At 71.6% G+C, this 19,986-nt stretch carries 17 protein-coding genes and 1 pseudogene; 11 read left to right on the top strand and 7 right to left on the bottom strand.

Annotation, left to right across the window (positions count from 1 at the left end; genetic code table 11):
* Nucleotides 1-37: 37 nt before the first annotated feature.
* Nucleotides 38-1,117 (bottom strand): hypothetical protein, encoded by a 1,080-nt coding sequence (locus AB0I15_RS65295; protein ID WP_358120430.1) that lies wholly within the window; start codon nt 1,115-1,117, stop codon nt 38-40.
* Between the two features lie 412 nt (nt 1,118-1,529).
* Between AB0I15_RS65295 and dxr the strand changes: the two genes are divergently transcribed.
* From dxr to AB0I15_RS65270, 5 genes are all read left to right on the top strand, one after another.
* Nucleotides 1,530-2,720, top strand: a complete 1,191-nt coding sequence (gene dxr, locus AB0I15_RS65290; protein WP_358120427.1) for a 1-deoxy-D-xylulose-5-phosphate reductoisomerase — start codon at nt 1,530-1,532, stop codon at nt 2,718-2,720.
* A gap of 39 nt (nt 2,721-2,759) precedes the next feature.
* A complete protein-coding gene (ispG, locus tag AB0I15_RS65285; protein WP_358120424.1) occupies nt 2,760-3,923 on the top strand; it encodes a flavodoxin-dependent (E)-4-hydroxy-3-methylbut-2-enyl-diphosphate synthase in 1,164 nt (387 codons plus the stop codon).
* A gap of 238 nt (nt 3,924-4,161) precedes the next feature.
* Nucleotides 4,162-4,560 (top strand): hypothetical protein, encoded by a 399-nt coding sequence (locus AB0I15_RS65280; RefSeq protein ID WP_358120422.1) that lies wholly within the window; start codon nt 4,162-4,164, stop codon nt 4,558-4,560.
* Nucleotides 4,561-4,703: 143 nt separating this feature from the next.
* The gene (locus AB0I15_RS65275) at nt 4,704-6,293 is read left to right on the top strand and encodes an alpha/beta hydrolase (RefSeq protein WP_358120419.1); all 1,590 of its coding nucleotides are present in this window, start codon (nt 4,704-4,706) and stop codon (nt 6,291-6,293) included.
* A 72-nt stretch (nt 6,294-6,365) separates the two neighbouring features.
* Entirely contained in the window at nt 6,366-7,208 is an 843-nt protein-coding gene (locus AB0I15_RS65270) for a GNAT family N-acetyltransferase (RefSeq protein ID WP_358120436.1), read from the top strand.
* Between the two features lie 22 nt (nt 7,209-7,230).
* Here AB0I15_RS65270 and AB0I15_RS65265 read toward each other — a convergent pair whose 3' ends face one another.
* The 3 genes from AB0I15_RS65265 to AB0I15_RS65255 are packed head-to-tail and all read right to left on the bottom strand — an operon-like array spanning nt 7,231 to nt 9,545.
* Nucleotides 7,231-7,608, bottom strand: coding sequence for a DUF3037 domain-containing protein (locus tag AB0I15_RS65265; RefSeq protein ID WP_358120416.1), 378 nt, complete (start codon nt 7,606-7,608; stop codon nt 7,231-7,233).
* Nucleotides 7,605-8,414 (bottom strand): HipA family kinase, encoded by an 810-nt coding sequence (locus tag AB0I15_RS65260; protein WP_358120413.1) that lies wholly within the window; start codon nt 8,412-8,414, stop codon nt 7,605-7,607. The genes AB0I15_RS65265 and AB0I15_RS65260 overlap by 4 nt, the downstream gene beginning before the upstream one ends.
* 9 nt (nt 8,415-8,423) lie before the next feature.
* Nucleotides 8,424-9,545: an NAD(P)/FAD-dependent oxidoreductase gene (locus tag AB0I15_RS65255; protein ID WP_358120411.1), complete on the bottom strand. Its 1,122-nt coding sequence runs from the start codon at nt 9,543-9,545 to the stop codon at nt 8,424-8,426.
* 90 nt (nt 9,546-9,635) lie between these two features.
* On the opposite strand from AB0I15_RS65255, the gene AB0I15_RS65250 reads away from it, so the two are divergent.
* Nucleotides 9,636-10,145, top strand: a complete 510-nt coding sequence (locus tag AB0I15_RS65250; RefSeq protein ID WP_358120408.1) for a DUF402 domain-containing protein — start codon at nt 9,636-9,638, stop codon at nt 10,143-10,145.
* 152 nt (nt 10,146-10,297) lie between these two features.
* Here the strand turns inward: AB0I15_RS65250 and AB0I15_RS65245 are convergent, their stop codons facing one another.
* The gene (locus AB0I15_RS65245) at nt 10,298-11,170 is read right to left on the bottom strand and encodes a TIGR03619 family F420-dependent LLM class oxidoreductase (protein WP_358120405.1); all 873 of its coding nucleotides are present in this window, start codon (nt 11,168-11,170) and stop codon (nt 10,298-10,300) included.
* A complete protein-coding gene (locus tag AB0I15_RS65240) occupies nt 11,167-12,414 on the bottom strand; it encodes an LLM class flavin-dependent oxidoreductase (RefSeq protein WP_358120402.1) in 1,248 nt (415 codons plus the stop codon). The genes AB0I15_RS65245 and AB0I15_RS65240 overlap by 4 nt, the downstream gene beginning before the upstream one ends.
* Before the next feature lie 84 nt (nt 12,415-12,498).
* Here AB0I15_RS65240 and AB0I15_RS65235 point away from each other — a divergent pair, with 84 nt between their 5' ends.
* The 5 genes and pseudogenes from AB0I15_RS65235 (at nt 12,499) to AB0I15_RS65215 (ending at nt 17,034) form a co-directional block, all read left to right on the top strand.
* Nucleotides 12,499-13,308 carry a TIGR03619 family F420-dependent LLM class oxidoreductase gene (locus AB0I15_RS65235; protein WP_358120400.1) on the top strand — a complete coding sequence of 270 codons (810 nt, stop codon included), beginning with the start codon at nt 12,499-12,501 and terminating at the stop codon, nt 13,306-13,308.
* A gap of 21 nt (nt 13,309-13,329) precedes the next feature.
* The gene (locus AB0I15_RS65230) at nt 13,330-14,724 is read left to right on the top strand and encodes a serine/threonine-protein kinase (protein WP_358120397.1); all 1,395 of its coding nucleotides are present in this window, start codon (nt 13,330-13,332) and stop codon (nt 14,722-14,724) included.
* Nucleotides 14,725-14,831: 107 nt separating this feature from the next.
* A pseudogene (locus AB0I15_RS65225) lies at nt 14,832-15,548 on the top strand (serine/threonine-protein kinase); the annotation flags it as partial.
* Nucleotides 15,549-15,614: 66 nt separating this feature from the next.
* Nucleotides 15,615-16,850, top strand: a complete 1,236-nt coding sequence (locus AB0I15_RS65220) for a PASTA domain-containing protein (RefSeq protein WP_358120433.1) — start codon at nt 15,615-15,617, stop codon at nt 16,848-16,850.
* Nucleotides 16,851-16,878: 28 nt separating this feature from the next.
* Entirely contained in the window at nt 16,879-17,034 is a 156-nt protein-coding gene (locus tag AB0I15_RS65215; protein ID WP_358120395.1) for a DUF6203 family protein, read from the top strand.
* A gap of 11 nt (nt 17,035-17,045) precedes the next feature.
* Here the strand turns inward: AB0I15_RS65215 and AB0I15_RS65210 are convergent, their stop codons facing one another.
* On the bottom strand, nt 17,046-19,847 hold the full coding sequence (locus AB0I15_RS65210) for an FAD-binding and (Fe-S)-binding domain-containing protein (protein ID WP_358120392.1): 2,802 nt from the start codon (nt 19,845-19,847) through the stop codon (nt 17,046-17,048).
* Nucleotides 19,848-19,986 lie beyond the last annotated feature (139 nt).

Raw genomic sequence — 19,986 nt, 5'->3', positions numbered from 1 at the left:
GGCGGGCCGCGGACGTGGCCCGCCACGACGGTGGCGGCTAGGCCCTCTCGGCCGTGTTGAACAGGGCCCTGGCGGCGTCGCCGAAGTAGGGGCCGTACATGGTGCGGCGGTCGTCGCTGTACTTGAAGCTGCTCAGCGACATGATCACGCCCTTGCCGGTGGCCGGGTCGAACCTCGTCATCCAGGGGCCGCCGCTCGAGCCCGCCGTCATGTCGCAGCCCAGCCCCTGGTCGCGGGTCTGGCCGTACGGGTCGTCCTTGAGCCGGCCCGCGCAGTAGACCAGGTGGTCGCCGTCGTACGGCGGGTCGGCGGGGTAGCCGAAGCCGAACGCCTGCCCGCCGCGCGCCGGGTTGAACACGATCTCCTGCGTGCCCACCACGTCGGCCACGTGCCTGCCGCCCGAGGTGGCCAGGGCGACCATGCCGACGTCGTGGTTGTCGTCGCCGCTGCGCGACCACGGCCCGGCCACGAACATGCGGCGGGCGGTGTACTGGCCGTAGGGGTGCCCGCCGCCCATGCGGTAACCGGGGACGAACGTCCAGTTCGCCGCCCACTCGCCCGCGCCGTCCTTGACGCAGTGGCCCGCGGTGACCACGACGTCCCTGTTGGCGCTCTTGACGGTGCTGGCCGAGCAGACGAAGTCGGCCCCGGCCAGCGTGAGGAACACCCGGCCCGTGGTCTTGGCCACCAGGCCGCCGGTGACCCAGCGGGAGCCGATCGTGCTGGAGTCGGGTCTGGCGGCGGTCAACTGGTGTGAGCCCATGAGCTTGCGCGGAACGGTGAGATCGGCCTGTCTGCCCGTCAGGTCGGGGGTGGTGCGCACGCCCGCCCGGCCCGTCAGCCCGCCCAGCAGGCCGCCGTCGGTCACGACGCCGAGCAGCCCGATCGGGAGGGCCTTGGCCATGCGCTCCGGCGTCCAATAGTCGAGCACGCGCCGCTGGTCGGCGGCGGTGCGGGCGGCCACGTGCTCGACAATGTCGCTCCGCCTGGCCGTATGGGCGGGCACGACGGCCGATCGATCGGCCTGCTGCGGACCGGGAGCCGCGCCAAGGAGCGCGGGACCGATCAACCCCGCGAGGAGCGGGGCGGCCGCAAGCAGGGGGGTGCTCAGGGTCATGGACCCCGAGTGTGCACCACGAGATGTGTTCTTGTGACTACTTTCGGTAAATTCCTCAGAGTGCGTTGGTGCTGTGAGCTGCTTGGTAGACGGCCTGGGCGTCGTTCCCGAAGTAGGGGGCCGAACATCCAGTTCGGGGCGAAGCTGTCTGTGAAGCTGTCGGCCGGCGCCAGGACGAGCGCGACGAGGGAGAACAGGGTGACTGCGCGGCGCATTACGTACCTCCCGAACCCGGACGTGGGCTTGGGAAGGTAGCCGCCGCGATATCCAGATTTCTCGAGACTTGCGAATTCCGATATGGCGCTATTCCGGTATGAATTCACTGGGTTATCTCGGGTCCCATAAGGCAGGGAATTCGACGCCGGCGGGGGCCACGTGCCTGAGCGCGCCGAGCAGCGGGGACAATGGACATGTGCATGCAGAGACCCTCCGCTCCGTCGTCGTGCTCGGCTCCACCGGTTCGATCGGCACCCAGGCCCTCGACGTCATCGCCGCCAACCCGGGCCGTTTCCGGGTCGCGGGGCTGGCCGCCGGGGGTGGCAGGGTTGATCTGCTGGCCAGGCAGGCGGCCGGGTTCGGGGTGGAGGCGGTGGCGGTGGCCGACGCCTCGGCCGTACCGGCGCTGAAGGAGGCGCTGGCGGCGCACGGCGCCCGGCCCGTGGTGCTCGGCGGCCCGGAGGGGGTCGCGGAGGTGGCCGGTTGGCAGTGCGACATGGTGCTCAACGGCATCACCGGCGCGCTCGGGCTGACCTCCACGCTGGTCGCGCTCGAAGCGGGGCGGCTGCTCGCCCTGGCCAACAAGGAGTCCCTGATCATCGGTGGGCCGCTGGTGAAGCGGCTGGCCGCCCCCGGGCAGCTCCTCGCCGTCGACTCCGAGCACTCCGCGGTGCAGCAGTCCCTGTGGGCCGCCGGTCCCGGCGGCTACGACCCCGCGTGCGTCGAGCAGCTCGTGATCACCGCCAGCGGCGGGCCGTTCAGGGGCATGAAGCGCGACGAGATGGCCGACGTCACGCCGGAGATGGCGCTGGCCCACCCCACCTGGTCCATGGGTCCGGTCATCACGATCAACTCCGCCACCCTGGTCAACAAGGGGCTGGAGGTGATCGAGGCCCACCTGCTCTTCGACCTCCCCTTCGACCGGATCGAGGTCGTGGTGCACCCGCAGTCGATCATCCACTCCATGGTCGAATACGTCGACGGCTCCACCATCGCCCAGGCCAGCCCGCCCGACATGCGGCTGCCGATCGCGCTCGCGCTCGGCCATCCGCATCGCATCCCGGGCGCCGCCCGGCCCATCGACTGGACCAAGGCGCACACGTGGACGTTCGAGCCGCTCGACGACGTGGCGTTCCCCGCCGTCGCGCTGGCCAGGCACGTCGGCGGCGAGGGCGGCACCGCGCCGGCCGTCTACAACGCCGCCAACGAGGTGTGCCTCGACGCGTTCATGCGGGAGGAGTTGCCGTTCCTGGCCATCGTCGACACCGTGGCCAAGGTCGTCGAGGAGCACCGGGTGACCCCCGCCGACTCCGTGGAAGAGGTGCTGGCGGCCGATGCCTGGGCACGTGCCCGTGCGGCGGAACTCACAGCCGGGCAGTCCCGCTAGCTACCTAAACTGGAAAGCGTCGTCACATTAAGGGTTGAAATGTCTCCTGTAGCTCTCGGCATCCCGTCGGTCCGCCCCAAGCCGCTCGCCGAACGCCGCCACTCGCGCCAGATCATGGTCGGCAGCGTGCCCGTGGGCGGCGACGCCCCCGTGTCGGTGCAGTCGATGACGACGACGGTGACCGCCGACGTCAACTCCACCTTGCAGCAGATCGCCGAGCTCACGGCGTCGGGCTGCCAGATCGTGCGCGTGGCCGTCCCGTCGCAGGACGACGCCGACGCGCTGCCGATCATCGCGAAGAAGTCGCAGATCCCGGTGATCGCCGACATCCATTTCCAGCCGAAGTACGTGTTCGCCGCCATCGAGGCGGGCTGCGCGGCCGTCCGGGTGAACCCCGGAAATATCAAGAAATTCGATGACAAGGTGGGCGAGATCGCCCGCGCGGCGGCCGACCACGGCGTCCCGATCCGCATCGGCGTCAACGCCGGCTCCCTCGACCCCCGCCTCCTGCAGAAATACGGTAAGGCCACCCCCGAGGCCCTGGTCGAGTCGGCCCTGTGGGAGTGCTCCCTGTTCGAGGAGCACGGCTTCCGCGACATCAAGATCTCGGTCAAGCACAACGACCCGGTCGTCATGATCAACGCCTACCGCCTGCTGGCCGCCCAGTGCGACTATCCCCTGCACCTGGGCGTCACGGAGGCCGGCCCCGCCTTCCAGGGCACGATCAAGTCGGCGGTGGCCTTCGGCGCCCTGCTGGCCGAGGGCATCGGCGACACGATCCGCGTCTCCCTGTCCGCGCCCCCCGTGGAGGAGGTCAAGGTCGGCGGCCAGATCCTGGAGTCGCTCGGCCTGCGCGAGCGCGGCCTGGAGATCGTCTCCTGCCCGTCGTGCGGGCGGGCGCAGGTCGACGTCTACACCCTGGCCGAGCAGGTCCAGGCGGGCCTGGAGGGCATGAAGGTGCCCCTGCGGGTGGCCGTGATGGGCTGCGTCGTCAACGGTCCGGGCGAGGCCCGGGAGGCGGACCTGGGGGTCGCCTCGGGCAACGGCAAGGGCCAGATCTTCGTCAAGGGCGAGGTCATCAAGACCGTGCCGGAGTCGCAGATCGTCGAGACGCTGATCGAAGAGGCCCTGAGGCTGGCCGACGAGATGGGCGTCGAGGTGGACCTCGACGACGACGCCGGCCCGACGGTCACGGTCGGCTGACGATTCATCGGGCGTGGGCCTGGAGACGGGCCCACACCCGATGCCCGATCGTCGGCAACGGCGCGACGATCGCCCTTTCCCTCACCGCAGTGATCAGATGTGGCTCCAGCGCGCGGCTCTGCCGGAGCGCGACGTGGAGGGCGGGCACGCGTAGCCCTGTTGCCGCTGGCTGAGCCGAAGGGGTGGAGCGGGTGGGCGCGGTGGTCGATCATCGGTTGTTCTCTCTGGAGGTGTGTTCGTGCACGAAGATCTGGACGGCGTGGACAGCGACCAGCATCCAGAGATCCGGGAGAGGGTCGAGAAAGCCCTGGCGGCCGCCATGCGCTCGGGGACGGCCCATTACGTTCTGGCCGTCGCCGAGATCGAGGCGTGGCTGCTGCTCTTTCCCGACGCGCTGACCGCGTTCTCTTCATCCTGGTCGGTTCCCGCCAAGTATCGAGGCAAGGACACAGGACGCGTCAGCGACCCCAAGAAGGTGTTGAAGACCGAGGTTTCGAGCGGCCGCCATCGGGAGTCCGACGCGCCGCTCATCCTGGAGAAGGCGCCGAACTCGGGCTGGTGGCTCGCCCGCTCGGCCGGAACCGGTCGTTCGCCCAGTTCCGTGCCGGTGTGCTCGAGTGCTGCGCGAACCATCTGACGGCACGAGCCGTGCGTACGCGATAGGGCGATTACGCAGTGCCATAGAAGGATTACAGAACGGCAAGCATTTCCCCATACCCTGCGTCACCACCTGATCGCTCGCGGGAGCATCGCAAGGCCTATGACAGGGAAGGGGGCCGGGTGAAGCGGGTAGTTGGGGTTGTCGCCGGACTGGTGGTGCTGGTCGCCGGGGTCGTGAGTGCGGACGGTGCGGTGGCGGGGCAGGGGGCGCCGGCCGCGGTGGTGTGGGGGGCCTGTCCCACGGTGGCGGGCAAGGCGGTGGCGGCCGATCTCGAGTGCGCCACCGTACGGGTGCCGCTCGACTACCGCGAGCCCATGGGGCAGTCGGTCAAGATCGCGCTCAACCGGATCAAGGCCAAGGTGTCCAGGGACGCCGGCCATCTGGGCACGATGCTGATCAATCCCGGCGGGCCAGGGGCCTCCGGGCGGGAGCTGACCTCGTACGTGGCCACGCAGTTGCCCGTGGACGTGGCCGAGCGGTACGACATCGTGGGGTTCGACCCCCGGGGCGTCGGCGGGAGTGACCCGGCCGTGCACTGCGTGGATCCGGCCACCTATTACAAGGCCCCGCGGCCGGACGCCGTGCCGCGCGGGGCGGCCGAGGAGAGGGTGCTGCTGCGCCGCGCCGCCGACTACGCGAGCCGCTGCGGCAACCGCTGGGCGTGGCTGCTGCCGCACCTCACCACCGAGAACTCCGCCAGGGACATGGACCGCATCCGCGCCGCCCTCGGCGAGGAGAAGATCAGCTACCTCGGCTACTCGTACGGCACCTACCTGGGCGCCGTCTACGCCACCCTCTTCCCGAACCGGGTCAAGCGCCTCGTGATGGACAGCACGGTGGACCCGACCGGCGTCTGGTACCAGTCCAACCTCAACCAGGACCGCGCCTTCGAGCGCCGTCACCGCCAGTTCCTGGCCTGGACCGCCAGGCACCACGACGTCTACAAGCTGGGCGCCACTCCCCGGCAGACGTCGTTCGCCTACTACGCGATGCGCGACCGGTTGCGCGCGCGGCCGGCGGGTGGGGTCGTGGGGCCGAGTGAGCTCGACGACACCTTCACCCTCGCCGGCTACAGCGACAAGCTCTGGCCCCATTTCGCCCAGGCCTGGTCCTCGTACGTGCGCCAGGGCGATGTGAAGGGCCTCACCGAGATCTACAACACGCACGGCACGAACGACGCCGACGACGAGAACGGGTACGCCATCTACCTCAGCGTCCAGTGCCGTGACGCGCGCTGGCCGCGCAAGTGGGACCGCTGGCGGACGGACATGACCGCCATGCACCGCCGCGCGCCGTTCCTGACCTGGCCGAACGCCTGGTTCAACGCCCCTTGCGCCTTCTGGCCGGTTCCGGCCGGCAAGCCGGTGCAGGTGCACGGGTCGCCGAAGCTGCCGCCGATCCTCATCCTGCAGTCGCGCGACGACGCGGCGACGCCGTACAAGGGGGCGCTGGAGATGGCCAAGCTGTTCCCGCGCTCGCGGATGGTGGTCGAGGGGGGCGGGAACCACGGGATCTCGCTGACCGGCAACACCTGTGTGGACGGGCACCTGGGGGCGTACCTGAAGGACGGCACGCTGCCGGGGCGGGGCGCCACGTGTGCCGCGCCCGCTCAGCCGCGTCCGGCCGCGCACATGACGTCGGAAACTCCGCAGTCGCAGGGGCTGCTCGGCGTCCTCGGAGTGCTCGGAGGGCTCACCGGCAAGAGCTGACGTCAAGAAAGGGTTACCGTCGGCAGTGCCGGATGAGCTAATCGGTGACCCTTCGCGTAGTCTGACCGTGTGATGCTGCGTACATCGGCGTCGCGCGTGCTCGACGACAGCGACCGGGACGAAGTTCTCGCCCTGCTGGACGACGATCCGGTCGCCAACGTCTTCGTCTCCTCCCGGGTGCGGGCCGTCGGACTCAACCCGGCGAGGCTTGGCGGGCAGATGTGGGGATTCGGGCCGCGCGGTGGCCTTGTGTCACTCTGTTACGCCGGGGCCAACATGGTGCCGGTCAACGCCGGTCCTGAGGCCGTGCACGCCTTCGCCGACCGCGCCCGCAAACAGGGGAGGCGCTGCTCGTCCCTCGTCGGCCCGGTCGACGCCGTCTCCTTGCTGTGGGAGCGGCTGGAGCCGCACTGGGGGCGCGCCCGCGCGATCCGGTGGGCGCAGCCGGTCATGGCGACCTCGCAGAAGCCGCCGGTCCCCGCCGACCCGATGGTGCGCCGCGTGCGGCCCGACGAGTTCGACATCCTGCTGCCGGCGTGCGTGGCCATGTTCACCGAGGAGGTCGGGGTCTCGCCCAACCTCGGTGACGGCGGCGCCCTCTACCGGACGCGGGTGGCCGAGCTGATCAGGATCGGGCGGTCCTACGCGCGGATCGAGGGCGGGCGGGTGGTGTTCAAGGCCGAGGTGGGGGCCGTGACGCCGCAGGCGTGCCAGATCCAGGGCGTCTGGGTGGCCCCCGACCTGCGGGGCAGGGGTCACGCGGTGGCGGGCATGGCCGCCGTGGTGGAGGCGGCGATGAGCTGCTTCGCCCCCGTGGTCACCCTCTACGTCAACGACTTCAACGGCTCGGCGCGGGCCGTCTACCGCAAGGTGGGCTTCCACGAGGTCGACACCTTCATGTCGGTCCTGTTCTAGACGCCTGCGCCATCCGCCTGTTCTAGACGCGGACCAGCTTGTCGAACAGGCGGGCCAGCTCGGTGCCGGGCTCGGCGGTGAGGCCGGCGTGCACCGGGCCCGTCTGGACGATCGTGCTGCGCGGCGCCGTCAGCCAGCGGAACCGGCCGCCGAGCGACTCGCCCGTGAGCGGCCCGGCGTCGTCGCCGCAGGCCAGCTCGTACGCGCTGAGCGCCCGGTGGATCGCGTCGATGTCGGCGTGCGGATCGAGGGCGCGCAGCCGGAGCGGGTCGAGCTCGACTCGCGCGCACAGGTAGTCGCGCGGCTGGCAGTAGAGCAGCACGCCGGCGTTGATCAGCTCGCCCCGCTCGACCTTGGGCATCACGCGGATCACCGCGTATTCGTAGACGTCTCTGGTCACCGGTCGCCGCCTCCCCGCCAGAACGCGCCGACCGATCCCGGGCCCGGCGCGCGGCCCTGATGCTGCTCGCCGCGCACGAGCCACTCGCCGTCGGCCCGCTGGAGCAGATGGCCGACGTACGCCTCCCGCACGGCCGCCGGCGAGTCGAAGCCCGGCTCGTCGGCCAGCCACTCGTCCGGCACCAGGGCCGTGACCGTTTCCAGCAGCTCCCGGGTGATCTTCCGGGCCAGCTCGGCGCCCTCCGCCCGCACGTCGCCCGCGTAGGGCGCGAGCACGTGGTCACCGGCGTCGAACGGCCGCTGAGGGTCGGCCGTCTTCCAGTTGTGGTGGAACCAGAGCGCCGCCCCGTGGTCGATCAGCCACGTGTCGCGGTGCCAGACCAGCAGGTTGGGGTTGCGCCAGCTTCTGTCGATGTTGTGGATGAGGCCGTCGAACCACACCACCCTGGCCGCGAACACGGGATCCGCCACCCAGGCCAGCGGCTCGAAGCCGAGCGCGCCGGGCAGGAAGTCGACCGCCAGGTTGAGCCCGGTGCTGGCCTTGAGCAGGTCTTGGACCTCCTCGTCGGGCTCTCTGATGCCGATCTGGGGGTCGAGGTCGATGAGCTTGAGGTCGGGCGTCTTGAGCCCGAGCCGCCGGCCCAGCTCGGCACAGATGATCTCGGCGACGAGCACCCGCCGGCCCTGACCCGCCTCGCGGAACTTCACCACGTAGGTGCCCAGGTCGTCGGCCTCGACCACGCCTGGCAGCGACCCGCCCTCCCGCAATGGGGTCACATAACGGGTGGCTGCGATCTTTTCCAGCACCACACGAGGCTATCGTCCCGTGACACCCCCTCCGTCCAGGGGTTTGAACGGATGTTCCAGGGACGCCTCCACGGCGGCGAAGGCGTAGTCGAGCATCTGGTGCTCGTACTCGGCCTTGGGCCGACCCTGCGCGAGGACCTCGCTCAGCAGCCGGGCGTCGCGTAACCCGACGTTCGCGCCCTCGCCCCGGCCCGGGCTCATGCTGTGCACCGCGTCGCCGATCAGCGTGACGGCGGGCTCGTCCCATGGCTGTACGCGCTGGGCGGAGTGGGTGCGCAGGATGAACGTGTCGCCGGGGTCCGCCTCGCGCACGACGCGCTGGACGCCTTCGTGCCACCCGCGTACGGCCTCCATGGCCTGCCGGTGCAGCAGCCCGTCGGGGCGCGGGACGTTCAGGGTCCAGGAGAGGTGGTCGGGGACGTTCGTCACCTGGGCTCCGGGGGCGTGCCGGGCCACGGCCTCGGGGACCGGGGTGAACGGGCGGCAGGTGGCGATGGCCATGGCCGTGCGGTCGGGGGCCGTGATCCGGTTGAAGGAGTCGATCAGCTCGGGGGGCGTGGCGGCCAGCAGGCCGGGGGTGAGCCGGGTGCGGCCGTACAGGGCCCAGCCGAGCTCGTCGACGACGGCCTTGGGCAGGAGCTGGGCGCGTACGCGCGAGCCGACGCCGTCCGCGCCGACCAGCAGGTCTCCGTCCACGGTGTGCCCGCCGGCGAAGTGCGCGCGGACGCGGCCGCCGGGGAGCGGTTCGTAGCGCTGGTAGTCCATGCCGAGGCGGATCGGGAGGTCCGTCATGAGGATCTCGCGCAGCGTGAGCCGGTTGACGCCGAGGCCGTCGATGCCGGGCAGGGTCTGCGGCAGGTCCTTGGCGAACTTGGGGCGCAGGGTGTGGTCCATGAAGATCAGGCGGGTGGCCGGGCGGATCGAGGTGGCCACGGTCAGGTCGTACAGGTTGCCGGGGAGGCAGGCGCGCAACGCCTGTACGCCCGTGTCCTTGAGGCTGACGCGGTAGCCCTGGGGGCGGTGGGCGGGTGCGGGGTCGCGTTCGAAGAGGGTGACGTGGAGACCTGCCTGACGTAGGCCGTGGGCGAGGCACAGTCCGGCGATCCCGCCTCCCATGATCAGAACGTCCATAAAGCGACGGTAACCTGATAGCTGTCTGCGGCGCGTGGCGACAGCACGCCCAGCCTGCTGAAGAGCCGGCTCGGGACGGACACGGCCGGGATGACCCGGCTGCCGCCGATCTTCGGCGGGATCAGCCGTCAGGTCTTCGAGGGGTTCTCGCCGGAAGAGGTCGAGCAGGTGACGGACGTCAACGTGACGACCGACCTGCCCGGGAACCTGGTGGAGACAGGGCCGAGCCCGGGGGCCGCGACGTTCGCGTTCAACTGCGACATCGCCACGCCGATGCGATACGAGGGCGACGCCGTCTATGCCGTCGACCTGTTCGCGGACATCCTGGTGCGCGCGGACGGGACGTCGTACGAGGTGTGCGACCTGGAGGAGCTGGCGGAAGGGGCGCGCGACGGGCTCGTGTCGCCGCGAGAGGCGAACGCGGCCGGGCATGCGATCTCCGAACTGACGGGCCTCGTCGAGCGCGGGCGGCTCGTGCCGTGGCTGGCGGAGGTGTGCCCCTTCGGCCCTTCGCGCGCTCCCGCCGCGCTGCCCCGCCGCGACGTGCCCCTGGCCCTGGTCCCGGCCGTGCGGCCGGGAGTCAGGTCCACGTGGGGGTGACGGGGATTCCGGGCGGTTTCGTGGTCAGACCTGAGGCCGGAGGGCGCGCGAGCGGATGGCGCGCAGGATCGGGCTGGCGGCCTTGGCCCGGGTCGGGGCGGTGACCGAGATACCGCCCGACCTGGTGGAGCTGGCTATGGAGGAGCTGGGCCTCACATCTTCGCGATGACCTCCTCGGCGAAGCGTTCCATGGTGGCGATCTTGAGCTCGAGGGTGCCTTCGCCGTACCGGGCCTTCTCCTCGGGGGTGGCCAGCCACCACGGGGCGGCCATCGTCCCCGTCACGCCCTTGGCGGCGAAGCGGCGGTAGGTGTCCGCGTCCGGGAGCACCGCCAGCGGCGCGATGATCTCAAGGTCGTCGATGGACCTGCCGTTGTCGGCCAGCAGGCCGCGCAGGGTGCCGAGCACCTCGTCGAACTGCTCCTCGGTGTAGATGCGGTTGCCGATCCAGCCGTCGCCCAGCCTGGCCGCGCGCCGCAGGGCCGCGTCGCTGTCGCCGCCCACGTACACGGGGATGGGGCCCGAGGGGGTGGGGGAGATCGACAGCGGCGGGAGGTCGTCCACGGTGACCGTCTCGCCGGTCCACAGGGCGCGCAGGGCCGGTAGCATCGCGTCCAGGCGCTTGCCGCGCGTGTGGAAGTCCTGGCCGGTGCCGACGAACTCCTCCTTGCACCAGCCCACCCCGACGCCGAACGTCACCCGCTCGCCCGACAGCACCGCCGCCGTGGAGACCTGCTTGGCCACGGTGAACAGGTCACGGGCGGGCGCGATGTAGACGTTGGGGGAGAAGCGGAGCGTGGTGGTCACGGCCGCCATGGCGCCGATCGTCACCCAGACGTCCGGCCAGTGCGTACGCGCGTCCCAGCGCGGCCGACCCGACCGCGAGTACGGGTACGGCGAGGCGAAGTCCGCGTAGAAGAGATGATCGGACAGCGTCAACGTGTCGAACCCGCACCGCTCGGCCGCCCGCGCGAGCTCCAGGAACTGGTCGGTGTCGACGAACGAGGCTCCCAGCCAGAATTTCATCGGAACTCCGGTGCGACCTTGGTGGCGAACAGTTCGAGGTTGCGCTTGACCGTGTCGAGGGGCAGCACGCCCTGCTGGCCCTGCATGTAGAGGCCGAACCACTCCAGGTCCGGCATCCGGTCGAGCATGCGCTGGATGCCGCGCTTGACGTCGTCGGGGGTGCCGAACAGGGCCATCTCGACGTCGTTCATGCGCTTGGCGTCGCCCTTCTCGGGGGAGATGGGCTTGTGCTTCTCGTCCTCCTTCTTCCGCAGCACCTCGAGGTAGCCGAACGGGCCGAAGAAGGCGGCGAAGTCCTTGGGGATGCTGCGGCCGAAGGTGTTGATGGCCTCCTGGGTGGTGTCCGCGATCCCGACGATCTTCAGGATGCCGGTGTGCTCGCCCAGCTTGTACTGGCGCCCCTGCCTGGCGGACTCCTCCTGGTACAGCTTGGCCTTGGCGGCGTGGTCGTCGGGGTTGGGGGTGAACATCCACGGCAGGATGTTCTCCTGCGCGGCCCTGATGACCGACCGGTCCGAGATGGTGAACGGCTGCCACAGCTCGGGGTGCGGGTTCTGGTACGGCCTGGGGCAGACGGACACCGCCTGCACCTTGTCGTCCTCGGACAGCTCGCCGGGCGCGCCGAACGTGCGCGTCCACTCGATGGCGGGCCAGCCCTCGATGCCGTCGTACGGGTAGGGGACCTGGTAGTCCAGTACGTCCGACTTGTAGCGGAGGGTCTCCTCGGTCCACGCCATCTTCATGATCTTCAGCACTTCGCCGAAGACGTCGAAGTTACGCGTGTCGCTGGCCGAGCCGTCAGAGCGGGCGGCGGCGGCGTGCCAGCGCTGGCCCAGGACGTTCATCCAGCGGTTCTGGTAGCCGCGCGCCACGCCCAGCCGCAGCCGTCCCTTGCTGAACTGGTCGAGCAGCGCCACGTCCTCGGCCGCCCTGATCGGGTCCCATGCGGGCAGCACGAGGCCGAGCGGCGCGAGCAGGATCCGCTCGGTCCGGGCGGCCAGGTCGGTGAGGAACATCAGGGGGTTGACCGAGAACTCCATTCCTTCGGAGTGGAAATGGTGCTCGGTCATCATGAGCGCGTCGAATCCGATCTGGTCGGCGTGGACGGCTATCTCCCGTACCTCGTGCAGCAGCTTCTGGTACGACTCCGTGTCGCGCCCGATCGGGCGTTTGGCCTTGGCGTTCTCCTCGGCCGCGTAACCAGAGCCTGGAATCTGCGGATTCAGGAAGATAGAGAACTTCACCGGGGACCTCTTTCCGCGGGATGGTCTTCTGCAAGGTACTCTGGAAATCTTAACCGAGCAATCGCTTGGTTCGTAGGAGGTCGCATGAGGCTCGGGGTCACGATGTTCGCCACGGATCGAGCCATGCCGATCCAGGACCTGGCCAGGGCGGCGGAGGAGCGGGGCTTCGACTCGCTCTACGTTCCGGAGCACACCCACATCCCGGTCTCGCGGCGCACCCCGCCGGCCGCCGGCCAGGACGAGCTGCCCGAGGAGTACAAACGCACGCTCGATCCCCTCGTCGGCCTCTCCTTCGCCGCCGCCGCGACCACCCGGCTGCGCGTGGGCACCGGCATCCTGCTGGCCGCCCAGCGCGACCCCATCGTCACCGCCAAGGCCATCGCCACCCTCGACCACCTCTCCGGCGGGCGCGTGGTGGTCGGCGTCGGCTTCGGCTGGAACGTCGAGGAGATCGAGAACCACGGCGTCCCGTACGCGCGCCGCCGCGAGGTGGCCCGCCGTAACGTCATGGCGATGCGGGCGCTGTGGCGCGACGAGGTGGCCTCCTTCGACGGCTTCGAGCCGTCCTGGTCCTGGCCGAAACCCGTGGGCGGGCCGCCGGTGCACGTGGGCGGAGCCGCAGGGCCGAAGCTGTTCGCCCACGTCGCCGAGTACGCCGACGGCTGGATGCCCATCGGCGGCCACGGCATCAGGGCGGCGCTGCCCGCGCTGCGCGAGGCGTGCGAGAAGGCGGAGCGGCCGATGGCGAAGGTGATCCCGTTCGGCACGCGGCCGACGCGCGAGAAACTCGACTATTTCGCCCGGCTCGGCATCGACGAGGCGGTGGCCACGCTGCCCAGCGGGCCGGTCGATGTGGTGATGCCCGTCCTGGACGATTACGCCGCACTGTTATAAAGGCGGGCATAATTGCAAGATATGTCCGAGCTACGTGCCGATGACCCGCGGCGATTGGGGTCGTACCGGCTGATCAGCAGGCTCGGCCAGGGTGGCCAGGGGGTCGTCTATCTCGGCGAGTCACCGCAGGGGGCGCACGTCGCGGTCAAACTGCTGCACGCCACCCTGTCGGGGGACGCGGACGTGCGGCGCAGGTTCCTGGGCGAGGTCGAGGCGGTGCGCCGGGTGGCGGCGTTCTGCACGGCGCAACTGCTCGACGCCGACCTCGAGGGCGACCGGCCGTACCTGGTCAGCGAGTACGTCGAGGGCCCCTCACTGCGCGAGCACGTGATCGCCGAGGGGCCGCGGACCGGCGGCTCGCTCGAACGCCTGGCCATCGGCACCGCCACCGCCCTCGGGGCGATCCACCGGGCCGGGGTGGTGCACCGCGACTTCAAGCCGGGCAACGTGCTGCTCGGCATCGACGGGCCACGGGTGATCGACTTCGGGGTGTCCCGGCTCGCGGACACCACCGTCACGACCAGCCACATGCCCGTGGGGACGCCGGCGTACATGGCGCCCGAGCGCATGAAGGGCGAGCCGGCCGGGGCGCCCGCCGACATGTGGGCGTGGGCGCTGACGGTGGCGTACACGGCGACGGGGCGGCACGCGTACCGGGCCGACACGCATCACGAGGTGCTGGCCAGGGTGCTGTACGGCAAGCCTGACCTGGGCTCGCTGGACGGGCGGCTGCGGGAGATCGTGCGGGCGTGCCTGGCGCCGGAGCCGGGGGAGCGGCCGGACGCCGAGGAGGCGCTGCGGCGGCTGCTGGGACAGAGCGCCGACGAGGCCGACGTGCTGTCCACGGGCGCGATGGCCGCCGTCGGCCCCGCCGCGAGCACGTCTGTCGGCGCCTATGCCACCACGCGTCCCGGCATGGTCGTCGGGCTCGGAGCCTCCGAGGCCGCGCCCGGCGTGACCACCGATCCCAACCCGACGACGAGCTTTCCCGCGATCACCGCCACGTCCGGCCCGCCCGTACGGCGGCGGGTCCGGGCCTGGCAGGTCGCCGTGGCGGTGGCCGGTGTGCTGATGGGGGTGGCCGGGTTCACGTACTGGCTGCGCGGCGCGGAGAGCCTGGAAGGGACCTGGACGGGGTCGGCCGAGCACCTCACCGCGGACCGGATCTTCCCCATCGAGCTGCGGCTGGGCGGCGACGGCGACGGGGCCATGCGGTGGGGCGCGGACCTGAAGTGCTCCGGAAGGCTCACCCGCAGCGGGACGTTCTTCACCCTCGATCGGGTCACGGGCTCGGAGTGCTATCCGGGCACGCTGCGTATGGTCCCGACGTCCGACGCGAACCAGATGGCCATCAAGGTGACTCGCGAGGGTAAGGACGAAGTGACGTATTCAGGCAAGGTCGCCCGCGCTTCTTGACCAGCTGTGTCACGGTCAGGCGGCGATTGTCTTGAGCACGGTTGACTGTTCGCGGCCCGTTGCTTTCAGTAGAGAGCAGAAGGGGTGGCGGCGAGGGGAGGCGCCCCGTGCCAACGGCGCAGCCGCTCAGAACGGGGGACCCGCAGCGACTCGGGGAGTACGAGCTCTCCGGACGCCTGGGTGAGGGTGGTCAAGGCACGGTTTTCCTCGGTTCCCTGAGCGGCGAGGCATACGCGGTCAAGCTGCTGCATGGGCCCGTGGGGGACGAGCGGGCGGCGTTCCTGCGGGAGGTGGAGCTGGCCAAGCACGTGGCCCGCTTCTGCACGGCCCAGGTGATCGACGCCGGGTTCGACGAGGGGCGTCCGTACATCGTCAGCGAGTACGTCGACGGGCCCTCCCTGCAGCGGGAGGTCGCGCTCACCGGGCCCCGGCGAGACGGCGCGCTGGAGCGGCTGGCGGTCAGCACGGCCACCGCGCTCGCCGCGATCCACCGGGCGGGCATCGTGCACCGGGACTTCAAGCCGCAGAACGTGCTGCTCGGCTCGGACGGGCCCCGGGTGATCGACTTCGGACTGGCCAGGGCGCTGGACGCGGCCGCCACGGTGAGCGGCCGGGGGGTGGGGACACCGGCGTACATGGCGCCCGAGCAGATCACCGCGCTGGCGGTCACCGGGGCGGCGGACGTGTTCTCGTGGGGCGCGACGATGTGCTTCGCGGCCAACGCCTCGGCGCCGTTCGGGCAGGACTCGGTGGCACCGGTGCTGCACCGCATCCTGACGGCGCAGCCCGCGCTGGGACGGCTGGAGGGGCGGCTGCGGACGCTGGTGGACGCGTGCCTGGACAAGGACGCGCGGAATCGGCCGAGCAGCCGGGAGTTACTTTTCGAGCTGTTGGGGGAGTCGTCACAGGAGGTGCCGGCGGAGGTGCTGCGCTCTCCTCCGCCGCACATCCTGCGCGCCCCGGCACCGCTCATCCCGGAGCCGCGCGCGCCGTCGAGCGACTCCGACCCGCACGTTCCACTCGCAGACTCCGACCTGCGGGTTCCACCGGCCGACTCCGGGCCGCACGTTCTTCCGATCGGCTCCGCGCCCCGCTCTCCCACGGCCGACTCGGCGCCGCGTGCTTCGGCGGACGGGTCGGGAGCGGGACGTCCTCTGGCCGAGCCCGAGACGACCGGGACGCCGGGCGGATACCGGCTGCCGGACCCGGCCGGCGGCGAAGGCCCGAGCCGGGGCTGGCCCAGGGCGGCCATCGCGGTCTGCGCGGCGCTGCTGGTGACCGCCGTCGTCCTGCTCACCCTGGTCATCCCCACCCTGAACAGGAGCGACGCGCTGCCGGGCCCGCAGGCGGGCGGCCCGCCGGTCCCCGCCAAGTCCCGGCCGGCGACCTCGAAACCTCCGGCGACCTCCGAACCTCCCACGGCCAAGCAGTCGCAGGGGCCACGCGAGCCCGTCATCGACCCGCCGGTGGCCCCGCCGCCCACGGTCGCGATCCCGCTGCTGGCGGGCCTGGACAAGGGCGCGGCGAGCAAGGCGGTCAAGAAGGCCGGGCTCGTCCTGGGCCCCGTGACCCGGGTCGACTCACCCCGGAGGATCGGCCAGGTGCTGAGCAGCAGGCCCGCCTCCGGCACGTTCGCGCGCAAGGGCAGCACGGTGTCGCTGCAGGTGTCGGCCGGTCTGGCCGTACCGGCGGTGGCGGGCATGCAGCGCAGGGCCGCCGAGGCGGCCCTGACCGGCGCCGGGCTCACCGTCGGCGCCGTCACCCGGTCGTGCTCCGCCGAACCGAACGGCAGGGTGCTGTCCAGCACGCCGAAGGCCGGCCGCCGTGTCCAGGGTGGCACCGCGGTGTCGCTCACCGTGGCGCTCAAGGGCGCCACCGCCCCGGCGGTCGTCGGTCAGGCCCGCGAGGACGCGCGGGCCGCGCTCAGCGCGGCCGGATTCACGGTGCAGACGAAGGACCAGGTGGTGGAGGACGAGTCACAGGTGGGGACCGTTCTGGCGCAGAGCGTCCAGCCGGGCGTGTGCGGCGCGGCGGGCAGCCCCGTGGTGATCACGGTGGGCGTGGCCGCTCCGCCCGACCCCGGCGAGCCCACGGAGACCCCGACCGCCCCCATCGCAGGTGAGTGAACACACCGCCCTCGGGCAGTCGGATCCCATGAAGAAATTCCTGAAGCTGATGGTGGCGCGCCGGCTGGCGGCCACGCCGATCGGGCTGGCCGCGCTCGGGATCGGGTGGTTCCTGGGACGGCGGCGCAGAAAGCAGCGGGCGCGGCACGAGAGCACGCGGGTCCGGGAGCACGCGGTGCGCTGACGGAACCGGGCTCAGGTGGTGGCCTGGTCGAGGAGTTCGAGCAGGTGCCGGTAGGGCTTGCCGGTGGCCCGGGTCAGGCCGAGCTCGCAGGTGCGGTTGACCGAGGCGTGGGCGGCGCAGTCGGCGTCGCGGACGGAGGCGGCCTCGGCACGGGTGGCCGAGGCGGTCAGCTCGGGGTGGAGCAGGCCACGGTCGCCGGCGAAGGCGCAGCACTGCCAGTCGTCGGGGACGACGACGCGCTCGGCGACGGCCTGCGCGATGCGGGTGATGGCGGCGTTCAGGCCCAGGCGGGTGGAGGAGCAGGTCGGATGCAGGGCCAGGGACGCCAGACGCCCGGGCCGGGGCAGGCGGGGCAGGATGTGGTCGGCCGTGTAGGCGACCGCGTCGATCACGTGGTGAGCGGGACGGGCGGCGTCGGTGAGGCGGTCGAAGCCCTCGGTGCAGGAGGCGGCGTCGCTGATGACGGGCAGGCGGCCGCCGTCGGTGGCGGTGGCCAGGGCGTCCAGCACACGCCCGCGCATCGCCTCGTGGCCGTCGGTGTAGCCCTTCGATGACCAGGGCGTGCCGCAGCACAGGCCCGCGATGGCGTCGGGCACGCGCAGCCGCAGGCCGGCGCGTTCGGCCAGGCGCTGGAAGGCGGTCATGACTCCGGGGCCGCCGTCGGCGGGGGCGAACAGCGTGTTCAGGCAGGACGGCAGGTAGACGGCGTCGGCGTCGTCCGCCGGGGCCGGGCGGCGGCGGGCACCCCCGCCGGGCAGGTCACGGCTCCAGGCCGGGACGGTCTCCGCGCCGATGAGGGCGCGGGCGGCCGTCGCGGCGCCTTCGGTGAGGCGGGGCGGGGCCGCGGCGGCGGTGTCCAGGGCCAGGTTCATCGCGCGGGTGACGCCGTCCCAGTGGCCGGCGGCGCCCTTCCAGCCCTTCTGGGCCAGGCGGCCGTGGCGTTCGGCGCGCAGGCGTTTGGTGAGGTCGCCGGTGTTGATGAGGACGGGGCAGGCGGTGGCGCACATGCCGTCCACGGCGCAGGTGTCGACGGCGTCGTAGCCGTATTCGTCTTCGAGGCGGCGGGCGAGGTCGTGGTCGCCGGCGGCCTGGGCGGCGGCGAGTTCGCGGCGCAGCACGATGCGCTGGCGGGGGGTGGTGGTCAGGTCGCGGCTGGGGCATACGGGCTCGCAGTAGCCGCATTCGACGCACCGGTCGACCTCGGGCTCGACGGTGACGGCGGTCTTGAGGTCGCGCAGGTGGGCACGCGGGTCGTCGGTGAGGACGACGCCGGGGTTGAGCGTGGCGGCGGGGTCGCACAGGCGTTTGACCTCGCGCATCACCTCGTACAGTTCGTCGCCGTACTGGCGGCGGACGAAGGGGGCCATGACGCGGCCGGTGCCGTGCTCGGCCTTGAGCGTGCCGCCCCGGCCGAGGACGGCCTCGACCAGGTCCTCGGTGAAGTCCGCGTAGCGTTCGAGGTCGGTGTCGAAGCGCTCGTTGAGCATGAAGTGCAGGTTGCCGTCCTTGGCGTGGCCGAAGATGACGCTGCGCTCGTAGTGGTGCCGGGCGAACAGGTCGGCCAGGTCGTCACAGAGGTCGGCCAGGGCGGGCACGGGCACGGCGACGTCCTCCAGCAGGGCGGTGGTGCCGCTGGGGCGGGCGCCGGCGACGGAGGCGTACAGGCCCTTGCGGATGTGCCACAACGCCGCCCGGCCGCCGCTCTCCCTGCTGAGGCGGGCCGGGGCGGCCGGTCGCAGGCCGGCGAAGACCTGCTCGGCCGCGCGCTCGCGCACGGTCAGGAGGTCTTCGTGGGACTCCTGCCATTCCACCAGCAGCGCGGCGTGGCCGGTGACGGCGAGCGTGCGCAGCACGTCGTCGGCCTTGGGGTCGGTCTGGGCGACGCGCAGCGACTCGGCGTCCAGCAGCTCGACGGCGGCGGGCTCGGCGGCGACCAGGTCGGGCATCGCGGCCATCGCCTCCCGCAACGTGGGGAAGACGAGCAGGCCGGTGGCGGCCAGCCGGTGCGCCGGGACCGTGCGGAAGACGGCCTCGGCCACGAAGCCGAGCGTGCCCTCGCTGCCGATGAGCAGGTGGGCGAGGATCTGCGCGGGCGAGTCGTGGTCGAGGAAGCTGTTGAGGCCGTAGCCCATGGTGTTCTTGAGGGAGAACTGGGCGGTGATCCGGCGCACCGAGCCGGGGTTGCCGCGGACGCGGTCGCGCAGCCTGGCCAGGCCCTCCGCCAGCTCGGGCGCCAGGGCGCGCAGCCGCTCGTCGGCGTCGGGCGCGCCGGTGTCGAGCACGGTGCCGCTGGGCAGCACCAGCGTCATCGACTCCAGGGTCCGGTACGTGTTCGCGTGCGTGCCGCACGTCATGCCGCTGGAGTTGTTGGCCACGACGCCGCCGATCGTGCACGCCGACTCGCTGGCCGGGTCCGGCCCCAGCTTGCGGCCGTAGGGCGCGAGACGGGCGTTGACCTGCCGCAGCACCGCGCCCGGCTGCACCCGCACCCGGGCCCCGTCGTCGAGCACTTCGATGCCGCGGAAGTGGCGGCGCGTGTCGACCAGCAGGTGCTCGCTCACTCCCTGACCGCTCAGGCTGGTGCCGCCCGAGCGGAACGTCAGCGGCAGGCCGGTCCGCATCAGGGCAGCGACCTGCCCGGCGCTCTCGGGCACCAGCACCGCCTGCGGGGTGAGCAGATAGTGGGAGGCGTCATGGGCCAGGCCGAGCCGGTCACTGGCCCGGGTCCGGGCGATCCCCGGCACGGCGGCCTCCACCGCTGCGAGGATGGCGGGATCGGGAGTGCTCAGCCGTCGCGGTTCAGGATGGATCACGCTCGTGCTCTCTCGAAGAGGGTCTGCCAGGGACGATGAGTACGCTAGCGGGGTCCCACGACCTGCTGGCGCTGGCTGCCGAGCCGGTCGATGCCGAGTTCGATGAGGTCGCCGGGCTGGAGCCAGATGGGTGGGGTGT

The organism is Nonomuraea sp. NPDC050643, assembly GCF_040654715.1.
Taxonomy (GTDB): Bacteria; Actinomycetota; Actinomycetes; order Streptosporangiales; family Streptosporangiaceae; genus Nonomuraea.
This window is presented reverse-complemented; position numbering and strand designations above follow the sequence as displayed.

What these genes read in the sequence shown, in the direction of transcription:
- AB0I15_RS65295 (WP_358120430.1), bottom strand. Translation starts at nt 1,117, where the DNA reads ATGACCCTGAGCACCCCCCTGCTTGCGGCCGCCCCGCTCCTCGCGGGG.
- ispG (WP_358120424.1), top strand. Translation starts at nt 2,760, where the DNA reads ATGTCTCCTGTAGCTCTCGGCATCCCGTCGGTCCGCCCCAAGCCGCTC.
- AB0I15_RS65270 (WP_358120436.1), top strand. Translation starts at nt 6,366, where the DNA reads ATGCTGCGTACATCGGCGTCGCGCGTGCTCGACGACAGCGACCGGGAC.
- AB0I15_RS65255 (WP_358120411.1), bottom strand. Translation starts at nt 9,545, where the DNA reads ATGGACGTTCTGATCATGGGAGGCGGGATCGCCGGACTGTGCCTCGCC.
- AB0I15_RS65250 (WP_358120408.1), top strand. Translation starts at nt 9,636, where the DNA reads ATGACCCGGCTGCCGCCGATCTTCGGCGGGATCAGCCGTCAGGTCTTC.
- AB0I15_RS65245 (WP_358120405.1), bottom strand. Translation starts at nt 11,170, where the DNA reads ATGAAATTCTGGCTGGGAGCCTCGTTCGTCGACACCGACCAGTTCCTG.
- AB0I15_RS65235 (WP_358120400.1), top strand. Translation starts at nt 12,499, where the DNA reads ATGAGGCTCGGGGTCACGATGTTCGCCACGGATCGAGCCATGCCGATC.
- AB0I15_RS65230 (WP_358120397.1), top strand. Translation starts at nt 13,330, where the DNA reads ATGTCCGAGCTACGTGCCGATGACCCGCGGCGATTGGGGTCGTACCGG.
- AB0I15_RS65215 (WP_358120395.1), top strand. Translation starts at nt 16,879, where the DNA reads ATGAAGAAATTCCTGAAGCTGATGGTGGCGCGCCGGCTGGCGGCCACG.